The 22,837-nt window shown below is 66.9% G+C and carries 30 protein-coding genes, 3 tRNA genes and 1 pseudogene; 2 read left to right on the plus strand and 32 right to left on the minus strand.

Going from position 1 to position 22,837, the window contains the following annotated elements; genetic code table 11:
• The first annotated feature begins 31 nt into the window (after positions 1-31).
• Positions 32-1,239: pseudogene (locus tag GJQ66_RS04555) on the plus strand (integrase core domain-containing protein).
• Between the two features lie 61 nt (positions 1,240-1,300).
• Here the strand turns inward: GJQ66_RS04555 and GJQ66_RS04560 are convergent.
• From GJQ66_RS04560 to GJQ66_RS14065, 6 genes are all read right to left on the minus strand, one after another.
• Entirely contained in the window at positions 1,301-3,952 is a 2,652-nt protein-coding gene (locus GJQ66_RS04560) for an excinuclease ABC subunit UvrA (protein WP_155048152.1), read from the minus strand.
• A 249-nt stretch (positions 3,953-4,201) separates the two neighbouring features.
• Positions 4,202-4,275, minus strand: a tRNA-Met gene (locus GJQ66_RS04565).
• A 23-nt stretch (positions 4,276-4,298) separates the two neighbouring features.
• A tRNA-Thr gene (locus GJQ66_RS04570) sits at positions 4,299-4,370 on the minus strand.
• A gap of 88 nt (positions 4,371-4,458) precedes the next feature.
• Positions 4,459-5,619, minus strand: a complete 1,161-nt coding sequence (locus GJQ66_RS04575) for a M23 family metallopeptidase (RefSeq protein ID WP_155048153.1) — start codon at positions 5,617-5,619, stop codon at positions 4,459-4,461.
• Positions 5,620-5,782: 163 nt separating this feature from the next.
• Positions 5,783-6,601, minus strand: coding sequence for an inositol monophosphatase family protein (locus GJQ66_RS04580; protein WP_155048154.1), 819 nt, complete (start codon positions 6,599-6,601; stop codon positions 5,783-5,785).
• A 20-nt stretch (positions 6,602-6,621) separates the two neighbouring features.
• Positions 6,622-7,575: a hypothetical protein gene (locus GJQ66_RS14065; RefSeq protein WP_196215812.1), complete on the minus strand. Its 954-nt coding sequence runs from the start codon at positions 7,573-7,575 to the stop codon at positions 6,622-6,624.
• A gap of 170 nt (positions 7,576-7,745) precedes the next feature.
• On the opposite strand from GJQ66_RS14065, the gene GJQ66_RS04590 reads away from it, so the two are divergent.
• Positions 7,746-7,827, plus strand: a tRNA-Tyr gene (locus GJQ66_RS04590).
• A gap of 169 nt (positions 7,828-7,996) precedes the next feature.
• On the opposite strand, the gene GJQ66_RS04595 is transcribed toward GJQ66_RS04590, so the two are convergent.
• From GJQ66_RS04595 to rplV, 26 genes are all read right to left on the minus strand, one after another.
• The gene (locus tag GJQ66_RS04595) at positions 7,997-8,941 is read right to left on the minus strand and encodes a cation diffusion facilitator family transporter (protein WP_155048155.1); all 945 of its coding nucleotides are present in this window, start codon (positions 8,939-8,941) and stop codon (positions 7,997-7,999) included.
• Positions 8,941-9,330, minus strand: a complete 390-nt coding sequence (locus GJQ66_RS04600) for a helix-turn-helix transcriptional regulator (protein WP_230379263.1) — start codon at positions 9,328-9,330, stop codon at positions 8,941-8,943. Before GJQ66_RS04600 ends, GJQ66_RS04595 begins: the two co-directional genes overlap by 1 nt.
• 225 nt (positions 9,331-9,555) lie before the next feature.
• Complete coding sequence (gene rplQ, locus GJQ66_RS04605; RefSeq protein ID WP_155048156.1) at positions 9,556-10,209, minus strand: 50S ribosomal protein L17; 654 nt, start codon at positions 10,207-10,209, stop codon at positions 9,556-9,558.
• A 35-nt stretch (positions 10,210-10,244) separates the two neighbouring features.
• A complete protein-coding gene (locus GJQ66_RS04610) occupies positions 10,245-11,234 on the minus strand; it encodes a DNA-directed RNA polymerase subunit alpha (protein WP_368732664.1) in 990 nt (329 codons plus the stop codon).
• A gap of 146 nt (positions 11,235-11,380) precedes the next feature.
• Positions 11,381-11,779, minus strand: coding sequence for a 30S ribosomal protein S11 (rpsK, locus tag GJQ66_RS04615; RefSeq protein ID WP_110589697.1), 399 nt, complete (start codon positions 11,777-11,779; stop codon positions 11,381-11,383).
• 25 nt (positions 11,780-11,804) lie between these two features.
• Positions 11,805-12,179, minus strand: a complete 375-nt coding sequence (gene rpsM, locus GJQ66_RS04620) for a 30S ribosomal protein S13 (protein ID WP_155048157.1) — start codon at positions 12,177-12,179, stop codon at positions 11,805-11,807.
• 144 nt (positions 12,180-12,323) lie between these two features.
• Positions 12,324-12,440 carry a 50S ribosomal protein L36 gene (gene rpmJ, locus GJQ66_RS04625; protein ID WP_155048158.1) on the minus strand — a complete coding sequence of 39 codons (117 nt, stop codon included), beginning with the start codon at positions 12,438-12,440 and terminating at the stop codon, positions 12,324-12,326.
• 66 nt (positions 12,441-12,506) lie between these two features.
• Positions 12,507-12,725 (minus strand): translation initiation factor IF-1, encoded by a 219-nt coding sequence (gene infA, locus GJQ66_RS04630; protein WP_029151296.1) that lies wholly within the window; start codon positions 12,723-12,725, stop codon positions 12,507-12,509.
• Positions 12,726-12,881: 156 nt separating this feature from the next.
• Positions 12,882-13,565 (minus strand): thioredoxin domain-containing protein, encoded by a 684-nt coding sequence (locus GJQ66_RS04635; protein ID WP_196215813.1) that lies wholly within the window; start codon positions 13,563-13,565, stop codon positions 12,882-12,884.
• 26 nt (positions 13,566-13,591) lie between these two features.
• Positions 13,592-14,449 carry a type I methionyl aminopeptidase gene (gene map, locus GJQ66_RS04640; protein WP_368732665.1) on the minus strand — a complete coding sequence of 286 codons (858 nt, stop codon included), beginning with the start codon at positions 14,447-14,449 and terminating at the stop codon, positions 13,592-13,594.
• Between the two features lie 9 nt (positions 14,450-14,458).
• Complete coding sequence (locus tag GJQ66_RS04645) at positions 14,459-15,052, minus strand: adenylate kinase (protein ID WP_155048159.1); 594 nt, start codon at positions 15,050-15,052, stop codon at positions 14,459-14,461.
• Entirely contained in the window at positions 15,049-16,371 is a 1,323-nt protein-coding gene (gene secY, locus GJQ66_RS04650; protein WP_155048160.1) for a preprotein translocase subunit SecY, read from the minus strand. The genes GJQ66_RS04645 and secY overlap by 4 nt, the downstream gene beginning before the upstream one ends.
• A 121-nt stretch (positions 16,372-16,492) precedes the next feature.
• Positions 16,493-16,951, minus strand: a complete 459-nt coding sequence (rplO, locus tag GJQ66_RS04655; protein WP_155048161.1) for a 50S ribosomal protein L15 — start codon at positions 16,949-16,951, stop codon at positions 16,493-16,495.
• Complete coding sequence (gene rpmD, locus GJQ66_RS04660) at positions 16,951-17,136, minus strand: 50S ribosomal protein L30 (protein ID WP_155048162.1); 186 nt, start codon at positions 17,134-17,136, stop codon at positions 16,951-16,953. Before rpmD ends, rplO begins: the two co-directional genes overlap by 1 nt.
• Positions 17,136-17,831, minus strand: a complete 696-nt coding sequence (rpsE, locus tag GJQ66_RS04665; protein ID WP_338100813.1) for a 30S ribosomal protein S5 — start codon at positions 17,829-17,831, stop codon at positions 17,136-17,138. The genes rpmD and rpsE overlap by 1 nt, the downstream gene beginning before the upstream one ends.
• Positions 17,828-18,187 carry a 50S ribosomal protein L18 gene (rplR, locus tag GJQ66_RS04670; protein WP_155048163.1) on the minus strand — a complete coding sequence of 120 codons (360 nt, stop codon included), beginning with the start codon at positions 18,185-18,187 and terminating at the stop codon, positions 17,828-17,830. The genes rpsE and rplR overlap by 4 nt, the downstream gene beginning before the upstream one ends.
• A gap of 2 nt (positions 18,188-18,189) precedes the next feature.
• Positions 18,190-18,726 carry a 50S ribosomal protein L6 gene (gene rplF / locus GJQ66_RS04675; RefSeq protein ID WP_155048164.1) on the minus strand — a complete coding sequence of 179 codons (537 nt, stop codon included), beginning with the start codon at positions 18,724-18,726 and terminating at the stop codon, positions 18,190-18,192.
• Between the two features lie 6 nt (positions 18,727-18,732).
• Positions 18,733-19,131 carry a 30S ribosomal protein S8 gene (gene rpsH / locus GJQ66_RS04680; protein ID WP_155048165.1) on the minus strand — a complete coding sequence of 133 codons (399 nt, stop codon included), beginning with the start codon at positions 19,129-19,131 and terminating at the stop codon, positions 18,733-18,735.
• Positions 19,132-19,288: 157 nt separating this feature from the next.
• Entirely contained in the window at positions 19,289-19,870 is a 582-nt protein-coding gene (gene rplE / locus GJQ66_RS04685; RefSeq protein WP_155048166.1) for a 50S ribosomal protein L5, read from the minus strand.
• Positions 19,871-19,880: 10 nt separating this feature from the next.
• Positions 19,881-20,252 carry a 50S ribosomal protein L24 gene (rplX, locus tag GJQ66_RS04690; RefSeq protein WP_155048167.1) on the minus strand — a complete coding sequence of 124 codons (372 nt, stop codon included), beginning with the start codon at positions 20,250-20,252 and terminating at the stop codon, positions 19,881-19,883.
• A 3-nt stretch (positions 20,253-20,255) separates the two neighbouring features.
• Positions 20,256-20,624 (minus strand): 50S ribosomal protein L14, encoded by a 369-nt coding sequence (rplN, locus tag GJQ66_RS04695; protein ID WP_166319896.1) that lies wholly within the window; start codon positions 20,622-20,624, stop codon positions 20,256-20,258.
• Between the two features lie 29 nt (positions 20,625-20,653).
• Positions 20,654-20,941 carry a 30S ribosomal protein S17 gene (gene rpsQ / locus GJQ66_RS04700; RefSeq protein WP_155048168.1) on the minus strand — a complete coding sequence of 96 codons (288 nt, stop codon included), beginning with the start codon at positions 20,939-20,941 and terminating at the stop codon, positions 20,654-20,656.
• On the minus strand, positions 20,941-21,249 hold the full coding sequence (rpmC, locus tag GJQ66_RS14625; protein WP_155048169.1) for a 50S ribosomal protein L29: 309 nt from the start codon (positions 21,247-21,249) through the stop codon (positions 20,941-20,943). The genes rpsQ and rpmC overlap by 1 nt, the downstream gene beginning before the upstream one ends.
• Complete coding sequence (gene rplP / locus GJQ66_RS04710) at positions 21,249-21,668, minus strand: 50S ribosomal protein L16 (RefSeq protein ID WP_155048170.1); 420 nt, start codon at positions 21,666-21,668, stop codon at positions 21,249-21,251. Before rplP ends, rpmC begins: the two co-directional genes overlap by 1 nt.
• Entirely contained in the window at positions 21,668-22,423 is a 756-nt protein-coding gene (rpsC, locus tag GJQ66_RS04715) for a 30S ribosomal protein S3 (protein ID WP_155048171.1), read from the minus strand. The genes rplP and rpsC overlap by 1 nt, the downstream gene beginning before the upstream one ends.
• Positions 22,423-22,818 (minus strand): 50S ribosomal protein L22, encoded by a 396-nt coding sequence (gene rplV / locus GJQ66_RS04720; RefSeq protein WP_155048172.1) that lies wholly within the window; start codon positions 22,816-22,818, stop codon positions 22,423-22,425. The genes rpsC and rplV overlap by 1 nt, the downstream gene beginning before the upstream one ends.
• Positions 22,819-22,837: the final 19 nt, after the last annotated feature.

The raw sequence follows: 22,837 nt of genomic DNA on the forward strand, positions 1-22,837 counted from the left end.
GCAGTGGCCCGATGATGCCCCTCGCGGGTCGGTGAGCACGTTTTGCGCCGAGCACGGCACCTCTCGCAAGACGTTCTACGCGATCCGCAAGCGCGTCGTCGAGGAAGGGCCTGCAGCGGCGCTCGAGCCGAAGTCGCGTCGCCCGAAGTCGAGCCCCTCGAAGCTCAGCGACGAGATGAAACGGCAGGCCATCGGCGTGGGGGCCGCGTTGGAGCAATCCGGGCTAGACCACGGGCCGATCAGCGTGCACGAGAAGATGCGGTCGCTGGGCATGGACCCGGTGCCATCGACCGCGTCGCTGGCGCGCATCTTTCGGGAAGCGGGCGTCTCACGCGCCGAGCCGAAGAAGAAGCCACGCGCCGCATACCGCAGGTTTGTCTACCCCGCGCCGAACGCATGCTGGCAGTTGGACGCGACCGAATACGTCCTCACACGCGGTCGCAAATGCGTGATCTTCCAGCTCATCGACGACCACTCCCGTCTCGCTGTCGCCTCCCACGTCGCCGCAGGTGAGACCTCTGACGCGGCAGTCCATGTCGTCGCGAAGGGTATCGCCGCGCACGGTGTCCCGCAGCGACTACTCACTGACAACGGTGTCGCGCTGAACCCATCCCGGCGAGGGATCGTCGGGCAGCTCGTCGACTACGTCACCCGGCTCGGTGTGACACCGATCACAGGGAAGAACTACAAGCCGACCACGCAGGGCAAGAACGAACGCTTCCACCAGGCCCTGTTCCGGTTCCTCGACAAGCAGCCGATCGCCGCGACGCTCGGCGAGCTCCAGACGCAGGTCGACGAGTTCGACCAGATCTACAACACCGAACGCCCTCACCAAGGACTGTCCGGGCACGTCACCCCGCAGCAGGCATGGGACGCGACACCAGTCGCGGAACCGCCTCGGTCGCTCGCCTCTGCGACTCCGTCCCCTTCACCCGTCGCGGCTGCAGGCGCGCTGCTCCCCGAAAACACCCGCCGAGTCACCGTCAGTGGCGGGATCAAGGTCAAGGGAGTGAAGTTCCAGATCGGCAGTCACCTCGCCGGAACCCTCGTCACCATCGTCCGAGACGCCACCAGCATCGCGTTCTACGACGTCGCAACCGGCGAACTCCTCATCGAACACCCCTGGCCCGAGCCCGGCGTCCGCTACGTCAGCAACGGCAGGCCCCGCGGCCCTCGAACGACCCCGCGAGCGTGAGCGTTACCGAAGTCCTGACACATGAAGTGTCACCGATCTGCTGATGCACTTTCGTCACCAAAGTCCTGATACATCACACTCCAAAAGGAAAGGACGGAACGAAACTCAGGGCGAATCAATCAGTTTGATCGCCGCGGCAAGGTATTCCGCGGACGCGCCGACGCCGTTCTCGGCAACTTGTGCAGGAGTTCCAGCGGCGACAACTGCGCCGCCATCATCGCCGGCGCCGGGTCCGAGGTCGATGACGTAGTCGGCTGCTGCGACCACCCGCATGTCAAGTTCCACCGCGACGACCGTGTTCCCTGCGTCGACGAGGGTTTGCAGATGCGTCACGAGCCGGTCAGCGTCAGCGCAGTGCAGGCCCGAAGTTGGTTCGTCAAGAACATACAAGGTGTCCCCTCGTTGTGCGCGCTGTAGCTCGCTTGCGAGCTTCACGCGTTGTGCCTCACCTCCAGAGAGCTCGGTTGCCGGTTGTCCGAGTCGCAAGTATCCGAGACCCACGTCTGAGAGGGCAGCTAGTGAGCGGGTGACGTCGTCTTCACCGTCAAAGAACGGGAGGGCTTCCTCAACGCTCATCGCGAGCACGTCAGCGATGGTGCGCTCCCGCCACGTGATCTCGAGCGTCGAGGCGTTGTACCGGGTCCCGTGACAGTCGGGGCATTCGGTGTACACGGATGGGAGGAAGAGTAGCTCGACCATCACGGACCCTTCGCCCTCACAAGTGGGGCAGCGGCCGCCGGAGACATTGAAGGAGAAACGGCCGGGCTTGTACCCACGCGAGCGAGCCTCGGGCGTCTCAGCGAAGCGTCGACGGACGTGGTCGAACAAGCCTGTATATGTTGCAACGTTCGACCGGGGGGTTCGGCCGATGGGTCGTTGATCGATGTTGACAACCCGCCGGACCCCCTCGAGAGAGCCGTCGAGGACACCGTCGAGCCGCTCTGGGGTATCGGCAAGGAGCAGCTCGTCGCCGGTCGGTTGGTCCTCCGCCGGAATGCTGTGACCGAGGCGGTCACCGACGAGAGCCGGGAGGGCCTGGCTGACCAAGCTCGACTTGCCGGAACCCGAGACTCCGGTGACCGCGGTGAAAACACCCATGGGAACGTCGATGGAGACGCCGCGCAGGTTGTTACGAGTCACGTCCTTCAGGTGGAGCCACCCGCGCGGGTCGCGAGGGATGTGCGGGGGCAGTCCACTGCCACCGAAGAGGTAGCCGCGTGTCACTGAGTCCTTGACGTCGGCAAGCCCATCGGTAGGGCCGCTGTAGAGAACGCGGCCGCCATGCTCGCCCGCGCCGGGGCCGATGTCCACGAGCCAGTCCGCGTGCCGCATAACATCGACGGAGTGTTCGACGACGAACAGGCTGTTTCCGCTTCTCTTCAGCCCGTCGAGGATCTTCAAGAGCGCCGTCACGTCTTGTGGGTGAAGGCCTGCGGATGGTTCATCGAGGACATACACGACGCCGAACAGGTCGGAGCTGAGCTGTGTGGCGAGCCTGATTCGCTGCAACTCGCCACCCGACAGGGTCGGGGTGGTTCGACTTAACGACAGATACCCGAGGCCAAGATCGGTCAGTGGGCGGAGTCGCTCGATCAGCCCGGAAGCGAGCCGGGACGCAGCAGCGCGCTTCTCCGGCGAACGGTTTGCGGTGCGGCGCACATCGGGTGCGGCGGCGTGCGCGGACCCTCCGGCGGCGACGCGCTGCTCCGTGGCTGCGCGACGGGAATTGGCATTCGGCACAGCACCATTCGGAGCTGTCTCGGCCTGTTGTACTCCCGCAACAACGTCGGAGAGCATGTCAGCAAGCTCTCGAAGCGGCAACTGCGAGAACTCCGCGATGTCCAGGCCCTCGAACGTGACCGAGAGCGCTTCAGGCTTCAGCCGCTTCCCGTGACAGACCGGGCATAGGGCAACGTCGAGGTACTGCGAGACGCGACGCTTCATCGACGCGCTCTTCGAGTTCGCGAATGTGTCCAACACATACCGGCGGGCTCCGACGAAGGTGCCCGAGTAGCTCGGCTCGACCCCGGCCTTCGTCGCGGCGCGAGCCTCAGCAAGCGTCATCCGGGAGTGGACCGGAACGAACGGGGTCTCATCCGTATAGAGGATCCAGTCCCGGTCTTTTCGTGGCAGATCTTTCCATGGCACGTCAACGTCATAGCCGAGGGCCACCAACACGTCGCGAAGCTGGTGTCCGTGCCATGCCGTCGGCCAGGACGCGATCGCGCGCTCCCGGATCGTGAGCGACGGATCCGGCACCATCCGCTCCTCGGGCACCGCGTAGACACGACCAATGCCGTGACACTCCGGACAGGCCCCCTGCACCGTGTTCGCAGAAAAATCCTCCGCGTAGAGCATCGGCTGCTCATCCGGATAGTCCCCGGCGCGGGAGTACAGCATCCGCACGAGACTGGACACTGTGGTGATGCTTCCCACCGTGGACCGGGCACTGCGTCCTCCACGCTGCTGCTGCAACGCGACGGCCGGCGGCATCCCGGTGATGGAGTCAACATCGGGAACGCCTGCCTGCTCGATCAGACGGCGAGCGTACGGCGCCACCGACTCCAAATACCGTCGCTGCGACTCCGCGTACAGCGTCCCAAACGCCAACGATGACTTCCCGGAACCCGACACACCCGTGAACACCACCAAAGAGTCCCGCGGAACGGAGAGGTCCACATTCCGCAGGTTGTGCTCCCGAGCACCCGAGATCCGAACCTGCGCGTCGGCGGCGGGCGAAGGATCAGACGAAGTCATGACCGGATCATACTGACCTGTGAGCAGCTTCGCTTTGTGTCGTCGTTTTCACTGCGATCGGCGTCCGATGAGGGTGTGTCGGGCGTGAAGAACGAACTGGTGACAGGATCGGTTTAGGCCGCGTCACTTCGATCGTCCGGTCCCAGCGGGCGGGATGAAATCTCTACTGCACGGATCCGCCTCTTTGCTGGCACCTCGACGGTACCCGGACAAGCGAAAACCCCCGGGATAACCGGGGGTTTTGTTCTGTAGCAGGAGCGGGGCTTGAACCCGCGACCTCACGATTATGAGTCGTGCGCTCTCACCAACTGAGCTACCCTGCCGCGGCACGTCTCTCGACGATGCGAGCCCCGAGTCAGGATTGAACTGACGACCCCTTCCTTACCATGGAAGTGCTCTACCACTGAGCTATCGGGGCGCGATGCCCGTAAAGGGCAACTGAAAAAGGATACCAAACCAGCGCGAGATCCTCGAATCCCGTCACCGCCGGGCGTTGCGGATCCGCGTCACTCCGCCTCGGTCACCTCGGCGCCGAGCTGGTCCGCCTCGGCCGTCGCGACTTCGGCTGCTTCGTCGTCGCTGTAGTGCGTGTTCGCGTACGTCTCGAGCCATGGCAGCGGGTCGATCGCGGTGCCGCCGATGCGAATCTCGAAGTGCATGTGGGCACCATACGAGCGGCCGGTGTTTCCGGTGAGCCCGATGACGTCGCCCACCTCGACGGTTTGCCCGGCCGTGACGCGCAGCGATCCGTATTGCATGTGCGCGTAGTGGCTGGTGACGACCTGGCCGTCGATGACGTGGTCGATGTACACGTTGACGCCGTACGCCCCGCCCGCCTCAGTGGCGATCCGCACGACGCCGTCGGCGACCGCCTGCACGGGCGCGCCGTCGCCGGGCGTGAAGTCGATGCCCTCGTGGAGGCGCCCCCACCGGTATCCGTATGGCGAGCTCATGCTCGTTCCCACCGCGAACGGCCACTGGATGTCGGCCGTCGGGTCGTTCTCGAAGAACGCACCGGACGTGCTGATGCCGTCATCCTCCGCCATCTCCGAGAACGTCGCGGCCTCGTAGCCCTCGACGCGCATCAGCTGCGCCTCGGCGACATCCTCGCTCGACACGTACGCCTGCAGCTCGCTTTCGGCCGAGGCGACGGGATCCGTCTCCGCGGCGGCCGTCTCGGTCGTGGCGGCCGGCTCCAGCGCCGACGCCGCGAGCGGGAGGGCCGTGCCCACCGCGAGCAGGGCCACCACTCCGACCGAGGCGAGCGACGCGGTGGCGCCAGCGAACCGCCGGAAGGGCGTGCGCAGCGCGGTGGAGGCGTGGGAACGACGCGTCGGCGCGGGGGCCTTCTCGGCCTCATCCTCCACGCGGATCGGCGCCTGCTCGCCCGTGAAGTTCAGCGCTGCCGCGGCGGCAGCGAACGCGTCGTGCGGCGCCTCGGCGCCGTCCTGGGCGGGCACGGCGCGCGCGAGCGGCGCGGCGTAGTCCGAGGCGCGCGCCTCGTCGATCGTGGCGGCAACGGCCGCGGAGGCCTGCTCGCGCTCGCGGACCTCGCGGCGGCTCAGGGGGCGCTCTGCGGCGCGGTCGACGCGCCCGTCCGCCGCCTGTGCGGCGCGGCGCGAGCGGCGCGAGGGCGCGGGCTCGGCCGTACGGGAATCAGGAGTCAATCGAACGCACTTTCAGACACGCTCCACACGGAGCACGAACTCGGGTGTGTCACGTTGCGGGGGAGCAAAGTAACGAACTGGTAACCACGCTAGCGGACCAGGCTCGGATCACCAAGTCGGATCGGCCCCTCCCAGGGATCCCCCACGGGACGTTCCGCACACGCTACTCGTCGGACGTGACGCCCGAGATCCGGTCGGCGATGCGCTCGACGAGGCCAATCTCGCCGGCGACCGTCATGCGCCGGCCGAACCGGTCCGCCGGAAGCTCGCGGATCGCGCCGCCCGCCTCAACCACGAGCAGGGCGCCGGCCGCGACGTCCCAGGGCTGCAGCCCGCGCTCGAAGTAGGCGTCGATGCGTCCCGCCGCGACGTAGCTGAGGTCGATCGAGGCGGCGCCGATGCGGCGCACGTCGCGCGCGATCGGCATGACGCTGCGCACCGTGTCGATGTCGCCGGCGTGCGTGCGCGGGTCGTATCCGAAGCCCGTCGCCACGAGCGCTCCGGCGGGGAACTCCGTGGCCACGCGGATCCGCTGGGCGCGCTCTCCCGCCTCGCACACGGATCCGCTGCCGCGGGCCGCCGTGTAGGTCTCGCCGAGCGCGGGGTGGTGCACGACGCCCGCGAGCGCGGTCCAGGTCGCGAGCGTGTCGCCGCCCTCGACCGCCGCGATGCTCACGCCATAGCTGGGCATGCCGGACGCGTAGTTCACGGTGCCGTCGATCGGATCCACGACCCACGTCACGCCCGAGCGGCCCTCGGCCGTGCCGGACTCTTCGCCGAGGAAACCGTCGTCGGGTCGCTCGGCGGCCAGCCGGCCACGGATGAGCGCCTCGACCTCGCGATCGGCCTCCGTGACGATGTCCGCGAGCGTCGTCTTGCTCGCCGCGACCCGCACGCCCTCCGCGCGGCGACGCTCGGCGAGTGCGCCCGCCTCGAGCGCGATGTCACGGGCCAGGTCGCGGAGATTCTCGTCGCGGGTCATGCCCCCACGCTACCGGTCGCTCAGGCGGGCGGAGCCGGCCGCGGCGGCGCGGGGTGCGGCGCACCGGCCCCGGGCGCGTGCGGGGCGGCCTGCGGCGCCGGGCCGAACTCGCGGGCGCCGGGCGTGGGGACGCCCGTTGCCTGCGCCGCGAAGTCCGGCTGCCCGTCCGGGAGCATGGGCAGGGGCGTCGCGCCGTCGGAATAGGTGGGCCACGGGAGCGGCTCCGCCGCCGCGGGCGCGGCCGGAGGCGCGGAGACGGGCGAAGCCGGCGCCGGCGCGGGCTGCGCCGTGGACGCGGCGGGCACCGGAGTGGGGGCGGCTGGCGCCGGCGGCACCGATGCGGCCCGCGGAGCGAACAGCGCGGTGATCAGCGGGACCAGCGCGGTGCCGACCGCCCCGAGGATCGCGAGCGACACCATGATGCGCCCGTAGATGTCGGGATAGTCGAACGCGCGCGGGAGGGCGAGCGGCACGAGGGCCATCCCCAGAAGCGCGACGACGAGGGCGGTCGTCACGACCGCGAGGATCCGGGTGAAGGTACGCACGTACTTCGCGTGCGCGCGCCACAGCAGACGCTGGTGCACGAGCGTGAGCTGCAGGAGGACGACGATGAGCACGAAGTTGCCGACCCAGAGCATGGCGCGGAACGTGTCCCACGGCGACCAGACGAGCGCGAGACCGCACAGGAGTGCGACGATCCAGCTCGCCATGCTCGCCAGCACGAGCCACGGCTCCCGCCCCGGCGCGAGGCTCGCGTCGAGCAGCGCGGCGCCGGCGAACCCCGCCAGCAGCAGGATGGTCAGGAAGGCCTTCGGGATCACGTCGCCCTGGGGCGCGAGCAGCACCCAGACGACGCACACGATTGCCGAGGCGATGAGCGCCCCGATCGCCACCCACATGACGCCGCGCAAGATCGGCGAGGACCCGGCTGCCCCGGGTCGATCCGGCTGCGGATACGGCTGTGGTGTCGACATGTCTCCCCCTCGGAATCGACTCGCCTCATCCTCCCACCGCGGCCGCGCGGTGGCGAGGGCAGAGCTCCCCTGCCACGCCCGGCGGTGTCGATTTTCGCGGGCGCTGATCCGTGCGTATGATGGTTTCTTGCGCATCCGGTTGGCTGGAAAAGTTGGGCGGGGGCGTACCTGGCGAGTTGCCCGAGCGGCCAAAGGGAGCTGACTGTAAATCAGCCGCGGAATGCTTCGGGGGTTCGAATCCCTCACTCGCCACCGGGGATTGTGCAGACTACTCTTTCTGCGGATCCAGGAAACGTGAAAAAGACTTAGCCCCCGGAGGAATCCGGGGGCTTTGTCGTTCCGGCGGTCGCGGTGCCGGAGTCGTGCGGGAATCAGCGTGTCCAGGATCAGGGGTCACACGCCTCGGGCCCCCAACAGCACGTCAGGCGTGCTTGATTGTTTCTGCCTCGTGCTCGCTGATGTGTTCTGTCTCGATTTGGAAGGTCGAGTGATGCACGGCCACCTCGAAGTGCCCGGCTACGCAGTCCTTCACGTTATGGAGGACCTCCGCGGCATGCCCGTCAGTGAAGCAGGCGTCCTCGACGACGACGTGCGCGGTAAGGGTCGGCAGTCCGGTGGCGACAGTAGACGCGTGAACGTCGTGGACGTCCTTGACGTGCTCTAGCTCGAGGATGTGCTCGCGGACCTTGTCGAGATCGAGACCCTGAGGAGTGAACTCCATGAGCACGCTGAACGTTTCGCGCATCAGCGTGAAGGCACGAGGAACGATCAGCGCAGCGATGAACAGGCCGGCAAGGGCGTCCGCCTGTTGGAACCCCGTCGTGGCGATCACGATCGCGGCGACGATGACACCGAGCGAGCCGAGGGCGTCATTGAGGACTTCAAGGAAAGCTGCGCGCATGTTGAAACTGGCACCACGACTGGAGGACAGGATCGTGATCGCGATGATGTTCGCGGTCAGGCCCACGATGCCGAAAATGAGTAACTCTGCGGCTGGAACCCCTGGCGGCTCGAACAGGCGCCGGACTCCCTCGATGGCCGCGTAGAAGCCGACAACGATCAATAGTGTCGCCTGGCCGAGTGCGGCAATCACCTCGATACGTCGGAACCCCCAGGTGCGCTTGGAGTTCGGAGGGCGCAGCATCAGGGTCGCCGCAATCAATGCGACCAATAAGCCAGATGCATCGGTGATCGCGTGCGCCGTATCCGTCAACAGCGCGAGACTGCCCGTCATGACGGAGCCGACGGCCTGCGCGACCACGATCGTCGCGGTGATGCCGAAGGCGATCCAGAGTTTCCTGCGATAGTCGTCGGGCAGTTCGACGCTCTCATCCACAGTGGGACCGTGGTTGTGCCCTGCGCCCATCAGCCGCCCTCCGTTCCATTGCCATTCCTGTGCCCGGGATGACGAAGATGCACACACAGCTCCGCCGTTGTGCCCGTTACATCCAGAAACCGCTCTGCCGCGGCGATAAGCCCTGAGATCGCCACCGGATCGGAAAGCGCGTACCAAGACGACCGGCCATCCGGACGGACAGTCACAAGCCGACATTCAAGAAGAAAACGCAAGTGCTTACTCACTGTCGACTGCGCCAGACCGATGTGCGCCACCAGGTCGCGCACACGGTGCTCCCCCCACGCGAGGTGCTGAAGGACCGCGAGACGCGTGGATTCACCCAGCGCGTGAAACAGGTGTGAGTAGACGGCGGTCGCCACGTCGTCGAGTTGCCTTGCTCCCCTTTCCATCATCGTCATTCGGCGATGATAATTTTTCGTATCGATGAATACAAGCTCCTGATCCGATCTGATACTGATAGCCACTGCCGCTTCAGCAATCTCGCCGTCACGCCCTGCTGAGCGGGGCATCGTTTTCGAACGGTGTCGCGCTCAGGACCTTTTTGCACCCGGATCCGCGGCGCGCTCCGAGGAACGACGAACGCCCCCGGGACTCATCCCGGGGGCGTTCGTGGTGGCGCGAGATTAGTTCGCGAAGCCGGCGGCCTCGGCGGCCTCGGCCGAGCGGAAGTACACGTCGGCCTTGACCTGCGCGTAGCCGCTGTCGCCCGGGGCGTAGAACTTCTTCGTGGCGTTCTTGCCCTTGACGTCGAAGCCCTCGGGGGCCGAGCCGTCCTCGAGGGGCTGCGCGACGTCGTCGCCCGTCGCCTCGGTCGGGGCCTCGGTCTCCTCGGCGGGCGTCTCGACGACCTCGACCTCGTCCTCGGCGACGGCCGCGGGGGCCTCCTCCGCCTTCGGCGCGGCCGGGGTCTTCGGCGTCACCGGGTCGAGCACGAGCTCGATCGCGGCCATGGGGGCGTTGTCGCCCTTGCGGAAGCCGATCTTCGTGATGCGCGTGTAGCCACCCTCGCGCTCGGCGACCAGCGGCGCGATCTCGGTGAAGAGAACGTGCACGGCCTCCTTGTTGCGGAGGATCGACAGCGCGCGACGGCGCGCGGCGAGGTCGCCGCGCTTGCCGAACGTCACGAGACGCTCGGCGACGGGACGCAGGCGCTTGGCCTTCGTCTCGGTCGTCTTGATCGACTTGTTGATGAACAGCGCCGACGCGAGGTTCGCGAGGATGAGGCGCTCGTGAGCGGCGCCGCCGCCGAGGCGGGCACCCTTCGTGGGCTTAGGCATATCTCGTTACTCCAGTATCAGAAGAGTCGGGTGGATCAGAGCGTCTCGTCGTCGTAGCCGCCGTAGAAGTTCGAGCCCTCGAAACCGGGCACCGAATCCTTGAGCGACAGTCCGAGCGAGGTGAGCTTGTCGCGCACCTCGTCCACCGACTTCTGTCCGAAATTGCGGATGTTCATGAGCTGCGTCTCCGAGAGGCCGACGAGCTCGCTGACCGTGTTGATTCCCTCGCGCTTGAGGCAGTTGTACGAGCGAACCGACAGGTCGAGGTCCTCGATCGGCATCGAGAGCTCGTTCGAGAGCACCTGCTCGACCGGCGCGGGGCCGATCTCGATGCCCTCGGCCTCTTCGTTGAGCTCGCGCGCGAGCCCGAAGAGCTCGACGAGCGTGCGGCCGGCCGAGGCCACCGCGTCGCGCGGGAGGATGGAGGCCTTGGTCTCGACGTCCAGCACGAGCTTGTCGAAGTCGGTGCGCTCGCCGGCACGCGTCGCGTCGACCCGGTAGGCGACCTTCACGACGGGCGAGTAGATCGAGTCGATCGGGATCTGGCCCGCCTCGGCGTACTCGTTGCGGTTCTGCCCGGCCGAGACGTAGCCGCGGCCGCGCTCGATCGTGAGCTCGAGCTCGAACTTCGCGTTGTCGTTGAGCGTGGCGATGACGAGCTCAGGGTTGTGCACCTCGACGCCGGCGGGAGCCGAGATGTCGGCCGCCGTGACCTCGCCCGCACCCGTCTTGCGCAGGTACGCCGTGATGGGCTCGTCGCGCTCGCTCGAGACGACCAGCTGCTTGATGTTGAGGATGATCTGCGTGACGTCCTCAACGACGCCCGGGATCGTGCTGAACTCGTGCAGGACGCCGTCGATGCGGACGCTCGTGACGGCCGCGCCCGGGATGGACGACAGCAGGCTGCGGCGCAGCGAGTTGCCGATCGTGTAGCCGAAGCCGGGCTCGAGCGGCTCGATGACGAACCGGCTGCGGAACTCGGAGATCTTCTCCTCGGTGAGGGTAGGACGCTGTGCGATGAGCACTATGTGTTCCTTTCGATCAAGTGACCGCTATATGACACTTGGTGAATGAGGTCTTGAGTTGTGACTCGTGCGCGCGGACTGCGCGCAGATGGAACGACGTTCGCCGGGGCGCCGCGCTCGCCGCGCAACACCCCGGCAAAACATGCTCAGACGCGGCGACGCTTGGGCGGGCGACAGCCGTTGTGCGCCTGCGGCGTCACGTCCTGGATCGACCCGACCTCGAGGCCCGCGGCCTGCAGCGAGCGGATCGCGGTCTCGCGGCCCGAGCCCGGGCCCTTGACGAAGACGTCGACCTTCTTGACGCCGTGGTCCTGCGCCTGGCGCGCAGCGGACTCGGCGGCCATGCCAGCGGCGTACGGCGTCGACTTGCGCGAGCCCTTGAAGCCCACGCCACCCGAGGACGCCCAGCTCAGCACGGCGCCCGACGGGTCGGTGATCGAAACGATCGTGTTGTTGAACGTCGACTTGATGTGGGCCTGGCCCAGCGCGACGTTCTTCTTCTCCTTGCGGCGCGGCTTGCGCGCGGCAGACTTCGGTGCAGCCATCGTGTTCTCCTAAACCTTTACGCGCTCAGCGTGCCTTCTTCTTACCGGCGACCGTGCGCTTCGGGCCCTTACGGCTACGCGCGTTGGTCTTGGTGCGCTGGCCGCGCACGGGCAGGCCGCGACGGTGGCGGATGCCCTCGTAGGAGCCGATCTCGACCTTGCGGCGGATGTCGGCGGCGACCTCGCGACGGAGGTCACCCTCCACCTTGTAGGTGCCCTCGATGTGGTCGCGGAGTGCGACGAGCTGGTCGTCCGAGAGGTCCTTGACGCGGATGTTCTCGTCGATGCCCGTGGCTGCGAGGATCTCACCCGAACGGGTGCGTCCCACGCCGTAGATGTACGTGAGTGCGATCACCACGCGCTTGTCGCGCGGGATGTCAACGCCGGCAAGACGTGCCATGCGATATCTCCTGTGTGTTGGTGGAGGTGTGGAGCAGGATCGGTGCCCGGGCCTCCGCCCCGAGGTGTCCCCCGCGCATCGCGGGTTCTGATCCTGCCGAAAATGTGGAGTTGTCGTCCTGAGGGATCCGCCGGAGCGGGTCCGTCAGCCCTGGCGCTGCTTGTGGCGGGGGTTGGACTTGCAGATGACCATGACCCGGCCGTTGCGGCGGATGACCTTGCAGCTCTCGCAGATGCGCTTGACGCTGGGCTGAACCTTCATGATGTTCCTTATCGCTGTCTTCGTGCCCGGGGGATGCCCCGGGCCGTTACTTCTCGGCCGGGCCGATCAGCGGTAGCGGTAGACGATGCGCCCGCGGGTGAGGTCGTAGGGGCTGAGCTCCACGACCACGCGGTCCTCGGGGATGATGCGAATGTAGTTCTGTCGCATCTTGCCCGAGATCGTCGCGAGCACCTTGTGCCCGTTGGTGAGCTCAACGCGGAACATCGCGTTGGGCAGCGCCTCGGACACCGTGCCTTCGATCTCGATGACACCGTCTTTAGCCATAGACTCGCTAACCTTCTCGGCAGACCGGCCGGTCTGCGGTGAATGTGATGGGCGGTGCTTCGGCGCGCGTAAACGCAGGCGCAAAGCACCAAAGATCTATAGTAGACGACGCGCCCGGGTTGATCAACCCGGGCGCGTCGCGACGTGCTAATGGCGTCAGTCGAGGTTCGCGACGATGTCGGTCTGCGGATCCATCGTGACCGCGATCAGCTCGCCGTTGACCGCGACGGTGGGCGTCGAGATCCCCGAGGCGCCCTCCTGGATCGGGGTCTCCTGCGTCATCTGGGTGACGTAGTCCATGTACTCGCCGTTCGCGATGCAGTCCGCGGCGCCCTCGGCGCCGGCGTCGGCCGCGTATCCCGCGATCTCGTCGTCGGTCAGGCCCTCGGTCGACTCGGCCGGCTGGTTGCGGTACATGAGGTCGAAGAACGGGTAGACGGCGTCGCCGTTGTCCTCGGCCACGCAATACGCCGCGCTCGCGGCGCGGGTCGAGAACTGCGTGCCCTGCGAGGCGTTGTCCAGGATTGAGATCGGGTGGATGTTCAGCGTGATCTCGCCGCTCTCCACCAGCTCCGTCACGGTGTCGCTGTACGCCTCGAACGCCTGGCTGCAGTACGGGCACATCAGGTCGACGTACTCGTCGACCGTCTGGTCGCCGTCGCCGATCGCGATCGCGCCCGTGTCCTCGTTGATGATGCCCGCGGCCGGCGCCTCGGCGGGCGCACTCGCGGCGTTGTTCATCCACACGACGAGGCCGCCGACGACGACCACCGCCACGACCACGATCACGGAGATCACGATCGCGAACCCGTTACTCTTCTTGCCTGCTGCTGCCATCATCTCGTCTGTCTTCTCCGGGGTGCCGTTTAAAGGATCGGGGTGGGGGTCACGCCGAAGTCAGCGAGGCCTGCGGCGCCGCCGTCGGCGGCGGTGAGCACCCAGATGCCCCCAGCATGCACGGCGACGCTGTGTTCCCAGTGGGCACCGCTGGATCCATCGAGAGTTGTGATCGTCCAGTCGTCGTCCTCGACGAAGACGTCCTCACTCCCCGCCGTCATCATCGGCTCGACGCACAGGCACAGGCCCGGCTTGATCTCCGCGCCGCGACCCGGCGTGGCGTAGTGGAAAAGCGTCGGATCCTCGTGCATCCGGCGGCCGATGCCGTGGCCGACGTAGTCGCGGAGGATGCCGGCGGGCTGCCCCGTCGACGGCAGCGGATTCGATTCGATGTAGTCCTGAATCACGGCGCCGACCTGGCCGAGGTGCTGCGCGGAGGCGAGCGCCGCGATGCCGGCCCACATGGATCCGCGGGTCACGTCGCTCAGCTCCTCGCGCTGACGGACGAGCTCCGGATCCTGCCCCTCCCCCGGCACGATGAAGGTGCGCGCAGAATCGCCGTTCCAGCCCGCGTCGGTCTCGGCGCCGCAGTCGACGGAGACGATGTCGCCCGCCTCCAGCACGCGCTCGCCCGGGATCCCGTGCACGACCTGCTCGTTCACGGAGACGCACACGGTGTGGCGATACCCCGGGACGAGCTGGAAGTTCGAGTGCGCGCCCTGTGCGACGATCACGGACTCCGCGATGCGATCGAGCTCGAGCGTCGTGATGCCCGGGCGGATCGCCGCGGCCACGGCGTCGAGCGCCTCGGCGGTGATCCGCCCCGGCTCGCGCATGCCGCGCAGCTGCTCGGGCTTCTTGTAGATCGACCGACGGAAGGGGCGCACGGGAAGGCCTTAGGCCGCGGTGCCGACGAGGCCGCGGGCCTCGAGCGCGGCGAACACGCGCGCCGTGATCTCGTCGAGAGACCCGACGCCGTCGATACGGTCGACGATCCCGCGCTCGGCGTACGTGTCGACGATCGGCGCGGTCTCGCTCTCGTAGATCGCCAGGCGGCGCGCGACGGCCTCCTCCGTGTCGTCCGTGCGGCCCTGCTCGGTCGCGCGCTGCACGATGCGCGAGATCGACTCCTCGCGCGGGACGTCCAGGAGGATCACGGCGTCGAGGGCCTCGCCCCGCCCCGCGAGGAACTCGTCGAGGTGCGCGACCTGCGCACGGTTGCGGGGGTAGCCGTCGAGGAGGAACCCGCCCGCCGCGTCGTCCTGCGCGAGGCGATCGCGCACGATCTCGCTCGTGACCTCGTCCGGCACCAGGTCGCCGTTGTCGGTGATCGCCTGGACCTTCTTGCCGAGCTCCGTGCCGCCCGCGATGTTCGCGCGGAAGATGTCGCCCGTCGAGACGACGGGGATCCCGAAGGCCTCCGCGATGCGCACGCCCTGCGTGCCCTTGCCCGAACCCTGCGGGCCGACGATCAGGAGCCTGGTGGTCATCGGAGGAGCCCTTCGTAGTGGCGCTGCTGCAGCTGCGCATCGATCTGCTTGACGGTCTCGAGCCCCACACCCACGATGATGAGGATCGACGCGCCGCCGAACGGGAAGTTCTGGTTCGCCTGCACCGTGGCCAGCGCGATGAGCGGGATGAGCGCGATGAGGCCGAGGTAGATCGACCCGGGGAACGTGATGCGCGTGAGCACGAAGTCGAGGTACTCCGCCGTCGGGCGCCCCGCGCGAACGCCGGGGATGAATCCGCCGTACTTCTTCATGTTGTCCGCGACGTCGACCGGGTTGAAGGTGATGGCGACGTAGAAGTACGTGAAGCCGACGATGAGGAGGAAGTACACCGCCATGTAGAGGGGGTGGTCGCCCGTCGTGAAGTACTGGCCGATCCACGAGACCCACTCGGGCGGAGCGGATCCGTCGGTCGGGGTGTTGAACTGGGCGATGAGCGCCGGAATGTACAGCAGCGACGACGCGAAGATCACGGGAACCACGCCCGCCATGTTCACCTTGATGGGGATGTACGTGTTGGTCCCGCCGTAGGTGCGGCGCCCGACCATGCGCTTGGCATACTGCACGGGGATCCGGCGCTGGGACTGCTCGACGAACACGACCAGCGCGACGATGACGATGCCGATCGCGAGCACGAGGAGGAAGATCTCGAAGCCACGCGCGGCCCAGATCGCGCCGAGGGCGCCGGGGAAGGTCGCCGCGATCGACGTGAAGATCAGCAGCGACATGCCGTTGCCGATGCCGCGCTCCGTGACAAGCTCGGCCATCCACATGACGAGGCCCGTACCAGCGGTCAGCGTGATGATGATCATCGCCTGGGTGAACCAGCTGGTGTTCGTCAGGAGGTTGTTGCACTCCGCGATGTCGGTCACGCCGAACAGCTGACCGGAGCGCGCGACCGTCACGAGCGTCGTCGACTGCAGGAGCGCGAGCGCGATCGTCAGGTAGCGCGTGTACTGGGTGAGCTTCGCCTGGCCCGCCTGGCCCTCCTTGTGGAGCGTCTCGAAGTGCGGGATCACGACGCGCAGCAGCTGCGTGATGATGGTGGCCGTGATGTACGGCATGACGCCGAGCGCGAAGATCGACAGCTGCAGGAGCGCGCCGCCGGAGAAGAGGTTCACGAGGGAGAGCAGGCCGCCCGCGCCGGCCGTCTGGTCGAGACAACTCTGGACGTTGGGGTAGCTGATGAACGGCGCCGGCACGTGCGCGCCAAACCGATAAATGGCGATGATGCCGAGCGTGAAGCCGATCTTCCGACGGAGGTCGGGTGTGCGGAAGATCCGCGCGATGGCGCTGAACAAGAAACTGCCTCCCAGAACGGACGGTGCGCGCGCGGAGAGCGCACACCAGCCACCAGACTAACGGAAAAGGGCCGGGAGCTTGTCGCTCCCGGCCCTACCGGTATGACGCACCAGGGGTGCGTTACTTGATCGAACCGCCCGCGGCCTCGATCTTGGCCTTCGCCGACGCCGACACCTTGTCGACCGCGACGTTCAGCGCGACGGCGATCTCGCCGTCGCCCAGAACCTTGACGAGCTGGTTCTTGCGCACGAGGCCCTTGTTCACGAGGTCGGCGACGGTGATGTCGCCACCCTCGGGGAAGACCTCAGCGAGCTTGTCCAGGTTCACGACCTGGTACTCGGTGCGGAACGGGTTCTTGAAGCCGCGCAGCTTCGGCGTGCGCATGTGCAGCGGCATCTGGCCACCCTCGAAGCCCACGCGCACGGTGTTACGCGCCCGCGTGCCCTTCGTGCCACGACCGGCCGTCTTACCCTTCGAACCCTCACCGCGGCCCTTGCGGGTCTTCGCCGTGTTGGCCCCGGGGACGGGACGGAGGTGGTGAGCCTTGAGCACGCCGGGGCGCTCGTTGTTCTCAGCCATCAGTCGATCTCCTCAACCTTGACGAGGTGAGCAACCGCACGGACGTAGCCGCGGGTCTGCGCGTCATCGGGGCGGACCACCTGGTCGCCGATGCGCTTGAGACCGAGGCTGCGCAGCGTGTGACGCTGGTTCTGCTTCTCGCTCACCTTGGACTTGATCTGCGTAACCTTCAGACGCGCGGCCATCAGGCACCTACCTTCGCAGCAGCGGCGGCCTCGGCCTCCGCACGGACGAGACGGGCGGGCGCGACCTGGTCGAAGTCGAGGCCACGGCGCGCGGCGACCGCACGCGGCTCCTCGAGCTGCTTCAGGGCCGCGACCGTCGCGTGCACGATGTTGATCGTGTTCGACGAACCGAGCGACTTCGAGAGCACATCGTGGATACCGGCGCACTCGAGGACGGCGCGAACCGGACCACCGGCGATCACACCGGTACCGGCCGAGGCCGGACGCAGCATGACGACACCGGCAGCGGCCTCGCCCTGGACGGGGTGCGGGATCGACTGGCCCGAGCGCGGAACGCGGAAGAAGTTGCGCTTCGCCTCCTCGACGCCCTTCGAGATCGCGAGCGGAACCTCGCGCGCCTTGCCGTAGCCGACGCCCACGAGGCCGTTGCCGTCACCCACGACGACGAGCGCCGTGAAGCTAAAGCGACGTCCACCCTTGACGACCTTCGACACGCGGTTGATCGTGACGACGCGCTCGAGGAACTGGCTGTCGTTGCCGCGACCGTTGTTGCGGTCGTTGCCCCGACGGTCGCCGCGGCCACCCCGGCCGCCGCGGTCGTTGCCGCGACGCTCCTGGCGCTGCTCGGCCTGCGCCTGCTCGGGCGCAGCCTGACCGGCTTCGGTGGTCACTTCGGTCTCCTTGTTGTCACTCACAGGCTCAGCCCTCCTTCGCGGGCGCCCTCGGCGATCGCGGCAACGCGACCGGCGTAGCGGTTACCGCCGCGGTCGAACACGACGGCCTCGATGCCAGCGGCCTTCGCGCGCTCGGCGAGAAGCTCGCCGACCTTGCGGGCCTTAGCGGTCTTGTCGGACTCGGCCGAGCGCAGCTCGGTCTCGAGCGTCGACGCGGAGGCCAGCGTGTGACCCTGCGCGTCGTCGACGATCTGCACGAAGACGTGGCGGGCGGAGCGCGTCACGACGAGACGCGGACGCTCTGCGGTGCCCACGACCTTCTTGCGAAGGCGAGTGTGGCGGCGCGAACGCGCGGCGGACTTCGACTTCACAGCCATGATTACTTACCAGCCTTTCCGGCCTTGCGGCGGACCTGCTCGCCGGCGTAGCGCACACCCTTGCCCTTGTACGGCTCGGGCTTGCGGATCTTGCGGATGTTGGCGGCGCACTCGCCCACGGCCTGCTTGGAAATGCCGCTGACCGTGATCTTCGTGTTGCCCTCGACCGCGAAGGTGATGCCTGCGGGGGGCTCGATCACGACGGGGTGCGAGAAGCCGAGCGCGAGCTCGAGGTTCGAGCCCTTCTGCTGGACGCGGTAACCCGTGCCCACGATCTCGAGGGACTTCGAGTAGCCCTGCGTCACGCCGATGATGCTGTTGTTGATGAGCGTGCGGGTCAGGCCGTGCAGGGCACGCGACTCGCGCTCGTCGTCGGGACGGGTGACGAGAACCTGGTTCTCCTCGATCTTGGCCTGGATGGGCTCAGCGACCTCGAGGGCGAACTCGCCCTTGGGGCCCTTGACCGCAACCGTCTGGCCGTCGATCTTCACCTCGACGCCGGCGGGAATGTCAATGGGAAGACGTCCAATACGCGACATTGTCGATCACCACACGTAGGCGAGAACTTCTCCGCCCACGCCCTTCTGCTCGGCCTGGCGGTCCGTCAGGAGGCCGCTGGAGGTGGACAGGATGGCAACGCCGAGGCCGCCGAGCACCTTGGGGAGCTCGTTCGACTTGGCGTAGACGCGCAGGCCGGGCTTCGACACGCGCTTGATGCCCGCGATCGAGCGCTCACGGTTGGCGCCGTACTTGAGGGTGAGGGTGAGGGTCTTGCCGACGCGAGCGTCCGACTCCTCCCAACCCGTGATGTAACCCTCCTGCTGGAGGATGTCCGCGATGTGCGTCTTGAGCTTGCTCGACGGCAGCGACACCTGGTCGTGGTGCGCCGAGTTCGCGTTGCGCAGACGGGTCAGCATGTCTGCGACCGGGTCTGTCATGGTCATATGAAATGTCCTTTGTTCATGAGGTTTCGGCTGCCGTTACACGACAGACGACCTTCCACGACGTGGATAGCCAATATTCGATTGTCCGCCAGGATGCCGGACCCGGCCAAACCGGATCCGGCATCCTCAGCGTTTTACCTGGTTCGGCGTGGCCGAATCAGGAGTTCTTGACGAACGGGAAGCCGAAGTGCGTCAGCAGCGCCCGGCCCTCGTCGTCGGTCTTCGCGGTCGTGACGACCGTGATGTCGAAGCCGCGAACGCGGTCGATCTTGTCCTGGTTGATCTCGTGGAAGATCGACTGCTCCGTCACACCGAAGGTGTAGTTGCCGTTGCCGTCGAACTGCTTCGGCGACAGGCCACGGAAGTCGCGGATACGGGGCAGCGCCAGGGAGATCAGGCGGTCCAGGAACTCCCACGCGCGGTCGCCACGAAGCGTGACGTGCGCGCCGATCGCCTGACCCTCGCGCAGCTTGAACTGCGCGATCGACTTCTTGGCCTTGGTCACGACGGGCTTCTGGCCCGTGATGGCCGTCAGGTCGGCCACGGCGCCGTCGATCACCTTGCTGTCGCGAGCTGCCTCGCCGACACCGGTGTTCACGACGACCTTGACCAGGCCCGGGACCTGCATGACGTTCTCGTAGCCGAACTCATCCTGCAGCTTCTGGCGGATCTCCTTGCGGTAGACCTGCTTCAGGCGCGGCTGGATTTTGCCAGCCTGCGCGGCGGTGTCCGTGCTCATGTGCTAACCCTTACTTTCCCTTGGGGTCGGGGATGTCCGTACCCGAACCCTTGGCGACGCGAACGCGCACGGTCTTCTTGACGCCGTCCTTGACCTGCTCCTCCACGCGGTATCCCACGCGGGTCGGCTTCTTGGTCTCGGGGTCGACGATCGCGACGTTCGACACGTGGATCGGAGCCTCGAAGGTCTCGATGCCACCCGTCTTGGTGCCGCGCTGCGTCTGACCGACGCGGTTGTGCTTGGTGATGTAGTTGACGCCCTCGACGATGACGCGGTTCCCGAGAACCTCGAGCACCGTGCCCTGCTTTCCGCGGTCGCCGCCGCGCTCCTGCGTGGCGCCGGTGATCACCTGGACGAGGTCGCCCTTCTTGATCTTGGCCATGGCTTACAGCACCTCCGGGGCGAGCGAGACGATCTTCATGAACTTGCGGTCACGAAGCTCACGACCGACCGGGCCGAAGATACGGGTGCCGCGGGGCTCCCCGTCGTTCTTCAGGATCACGGCGGCGTTCTCGTCGAACTTGATGTACGAGCCGTCAGCGCGGCGCGTCTGCTTCACGGTGCGGACGACGACCGCCTTGACGACGTCGCCCTTCTTCACGTTGCCGCCGGGGATCGCGTCCTTGACGGTGGCGACGATGGTGTCACCCACGCCCGCGTAACGGCGGTTCGACCCACCGAGCACGCGAATCGTGAGCAGCTCCTTCGCGCCGGTGTTGTCGGCGACCTTGAGGCGAGATTCGTTCTGAATCACTGGTTACTCCTTCAAGCGAGCCCGAGGGCTTACTTGGCCTTTTCGACGATCTCGACCAGGCGCCAGCGCTTGGAGGCGCTCAGCGGACGGGTCTCGTTGATCACGACGAGGTCGCCGATGCCGGCGGTGTTCTGCTCGTCGTGCGCCTTGAGCTTCTTCGTGCGACGGATGACCTTGCCGTAGAGGGGGTGCTTTACGCGGTCCTCGACCTCGACGACGATCGTCTTGTCCATCTTGTCGCTCACGACATAGCCGCGAGCGGACTTGCGGTAACCGCGCTCGACGGCGGTCTCCTCAGCCTTCTTGTCGGTGGCCATCACTCAGCCTCTCCCTCGGCGGGAGCCGACTCGTCGGCGCCCTTCGCCTTGCTCTTCTTGGCCTTCTTCGGGGCCGCGGGCTCCGGCGTGGCGCGGATCCCGAGCTCGCGCTCGCGGATCACGGTGTAGAGACGCGCAATGTCGCGCTTCACGGCGCGGATGCGACCGTGGCTCTCCAGCTGGCCGGTGGCCGACTGGAAGCGCAGGTTGAACAGCTCTTCCTTGGCCTTACGCAGCTCCTCGACGAGGCGCTGGTCTTCGAACGTGTCGAGCTCGGTCGTGGCGAGCTCCTTGGTGCCGATCGCCATTACGCGTCGCCCTCCTCGCGCTTGATGATGCGTGCCTTGAGCGGCAGCTTGTGCATTGCCCGGGTGAGCGCGCCCTTGGCGAGCTCCTCGCTGACGCCCGCGACCTCGAAAAGGACACGGCCCGGCTTGACGTTAGAGACCCACCACTCCGGCGAACCCTTACCCGAACCCATGCGGACTTCGGCGGGCTTCTTCGTGAGCGGACGGTCGGGGTAGACGTTGATCCACACCTTGCCGCCACGCTTGATGTGACGCGTCATCGCGATACGAGCTGCCTCGATCTGACGGTTCGTCACGTAAGCGGGGGTCAGGGCCTGGATGCCGTACTCGCCAAACGACACCTTGGTGCCGCCCGTCGCCTGGCCGCTGCGCTTGGGGTGGTGCTGCTTGCGGTACTTGACCTTGCGGGGGATCAGCATTACGCCGTTGCTCCTTCCGGGGCCTTCTTCTCGGCGGCGTCGTTACGACGCGGCCCACGACGGCCACCACGGTCGCGCGCCGGCTTCTTCGAAGCCTCCTCGCGAGCGAGTTCCTTGTTCGTGAGGTCACCCTTGTAGACCCAGACCTTCACGCCGATACGACCGAAGGTGGTCTTCGCCTCGTAGAAGCCGTAGTCGATGTTCGCGCGCAGCGTGTGCAGCGGCACACGACCCTCGCGGTAGAACTCCGTGCGGCTCATCTCGGCGCCGCCGAGGCGGCCCGAGACCTGAATCCGAACGCCCTTGGCGCCGGCGCGCATGGCGCCCTGCAGCCCCTTGCGCATCGCGCGGCGGAACGCCACGCGCGCAGCGAGCTGCTCGGCGACGCCCTGGGCGACGAGCTGAGCGTCAGCCTCGGGGTTCTTGACCTCGAGGATGTTCAGCTGGATCTGCTTGCCCGTGAGCTTCTCGAGCTCCGTGCGGATCCGCTCGGCCTCCGCGCCGCGGCGACCGATGACGATGCCGGGACGGGCGGTGTGGATGTCGACACGAACGCGGTCACGCGTGCGCTCGAGGTCGATACGGCTCACACCGGCACGGTCGAGGTTCTTCTGCAACAGCTGACGGATCTTGATGTCCTCAGCAACGTAGTCGGCGTACCGCTGGCCCGGCTTCGTCGAGTCAGCGAACCAACGGGACGTGTGGTCCGTCGTGATGCCGAGGCGGAAGCCGTAAGGGTTGATCTTCTGTCCCATTACTTGCTCGCCTTCTGCTTGCTGCCCTGGGCCGCATCGGCGACCTCGGGCGTCGAGAGCACGACCGTGATGTGGCTCGTGCGCTTCTTGATCTGGTCAGCGCGACCCTGGGCACGGGGGCGGAAACGCTTGAGCGTCGTTCCCTCGTCCACAAAGGCGTTCTTGACGAACAGATCCTGCTCGTTGAGGTACTCGCCGGCGGCGTCGGCCTTCACCTGTGCGTTGGCCTTGGCCGACTCCACGAGCTTGTACACGGGCTCCGAAGCGCCCTGTGCGGCGAACTTCAGGATCGCGAGGGCCTCATCGGCCTGCTTGCCCTTGATGAGCGCGACGACACGACGAGCCTTCTGAGGGGTCACGCGGATGTGTCGCACGCGTGCGATGGACTCCACCATTTCTCTCTCCTCCTCGAGT

This window comes from Microbacterium sp. ZXX196, from assembly GCF_009709595.1.
GTDB classification, from domain to species: Bacteria; Actinomycetota; Actinomycetes; order Actinomycetales; family Microbacteriaceae; genus Microbacterium; species Microbacterium excoecariae.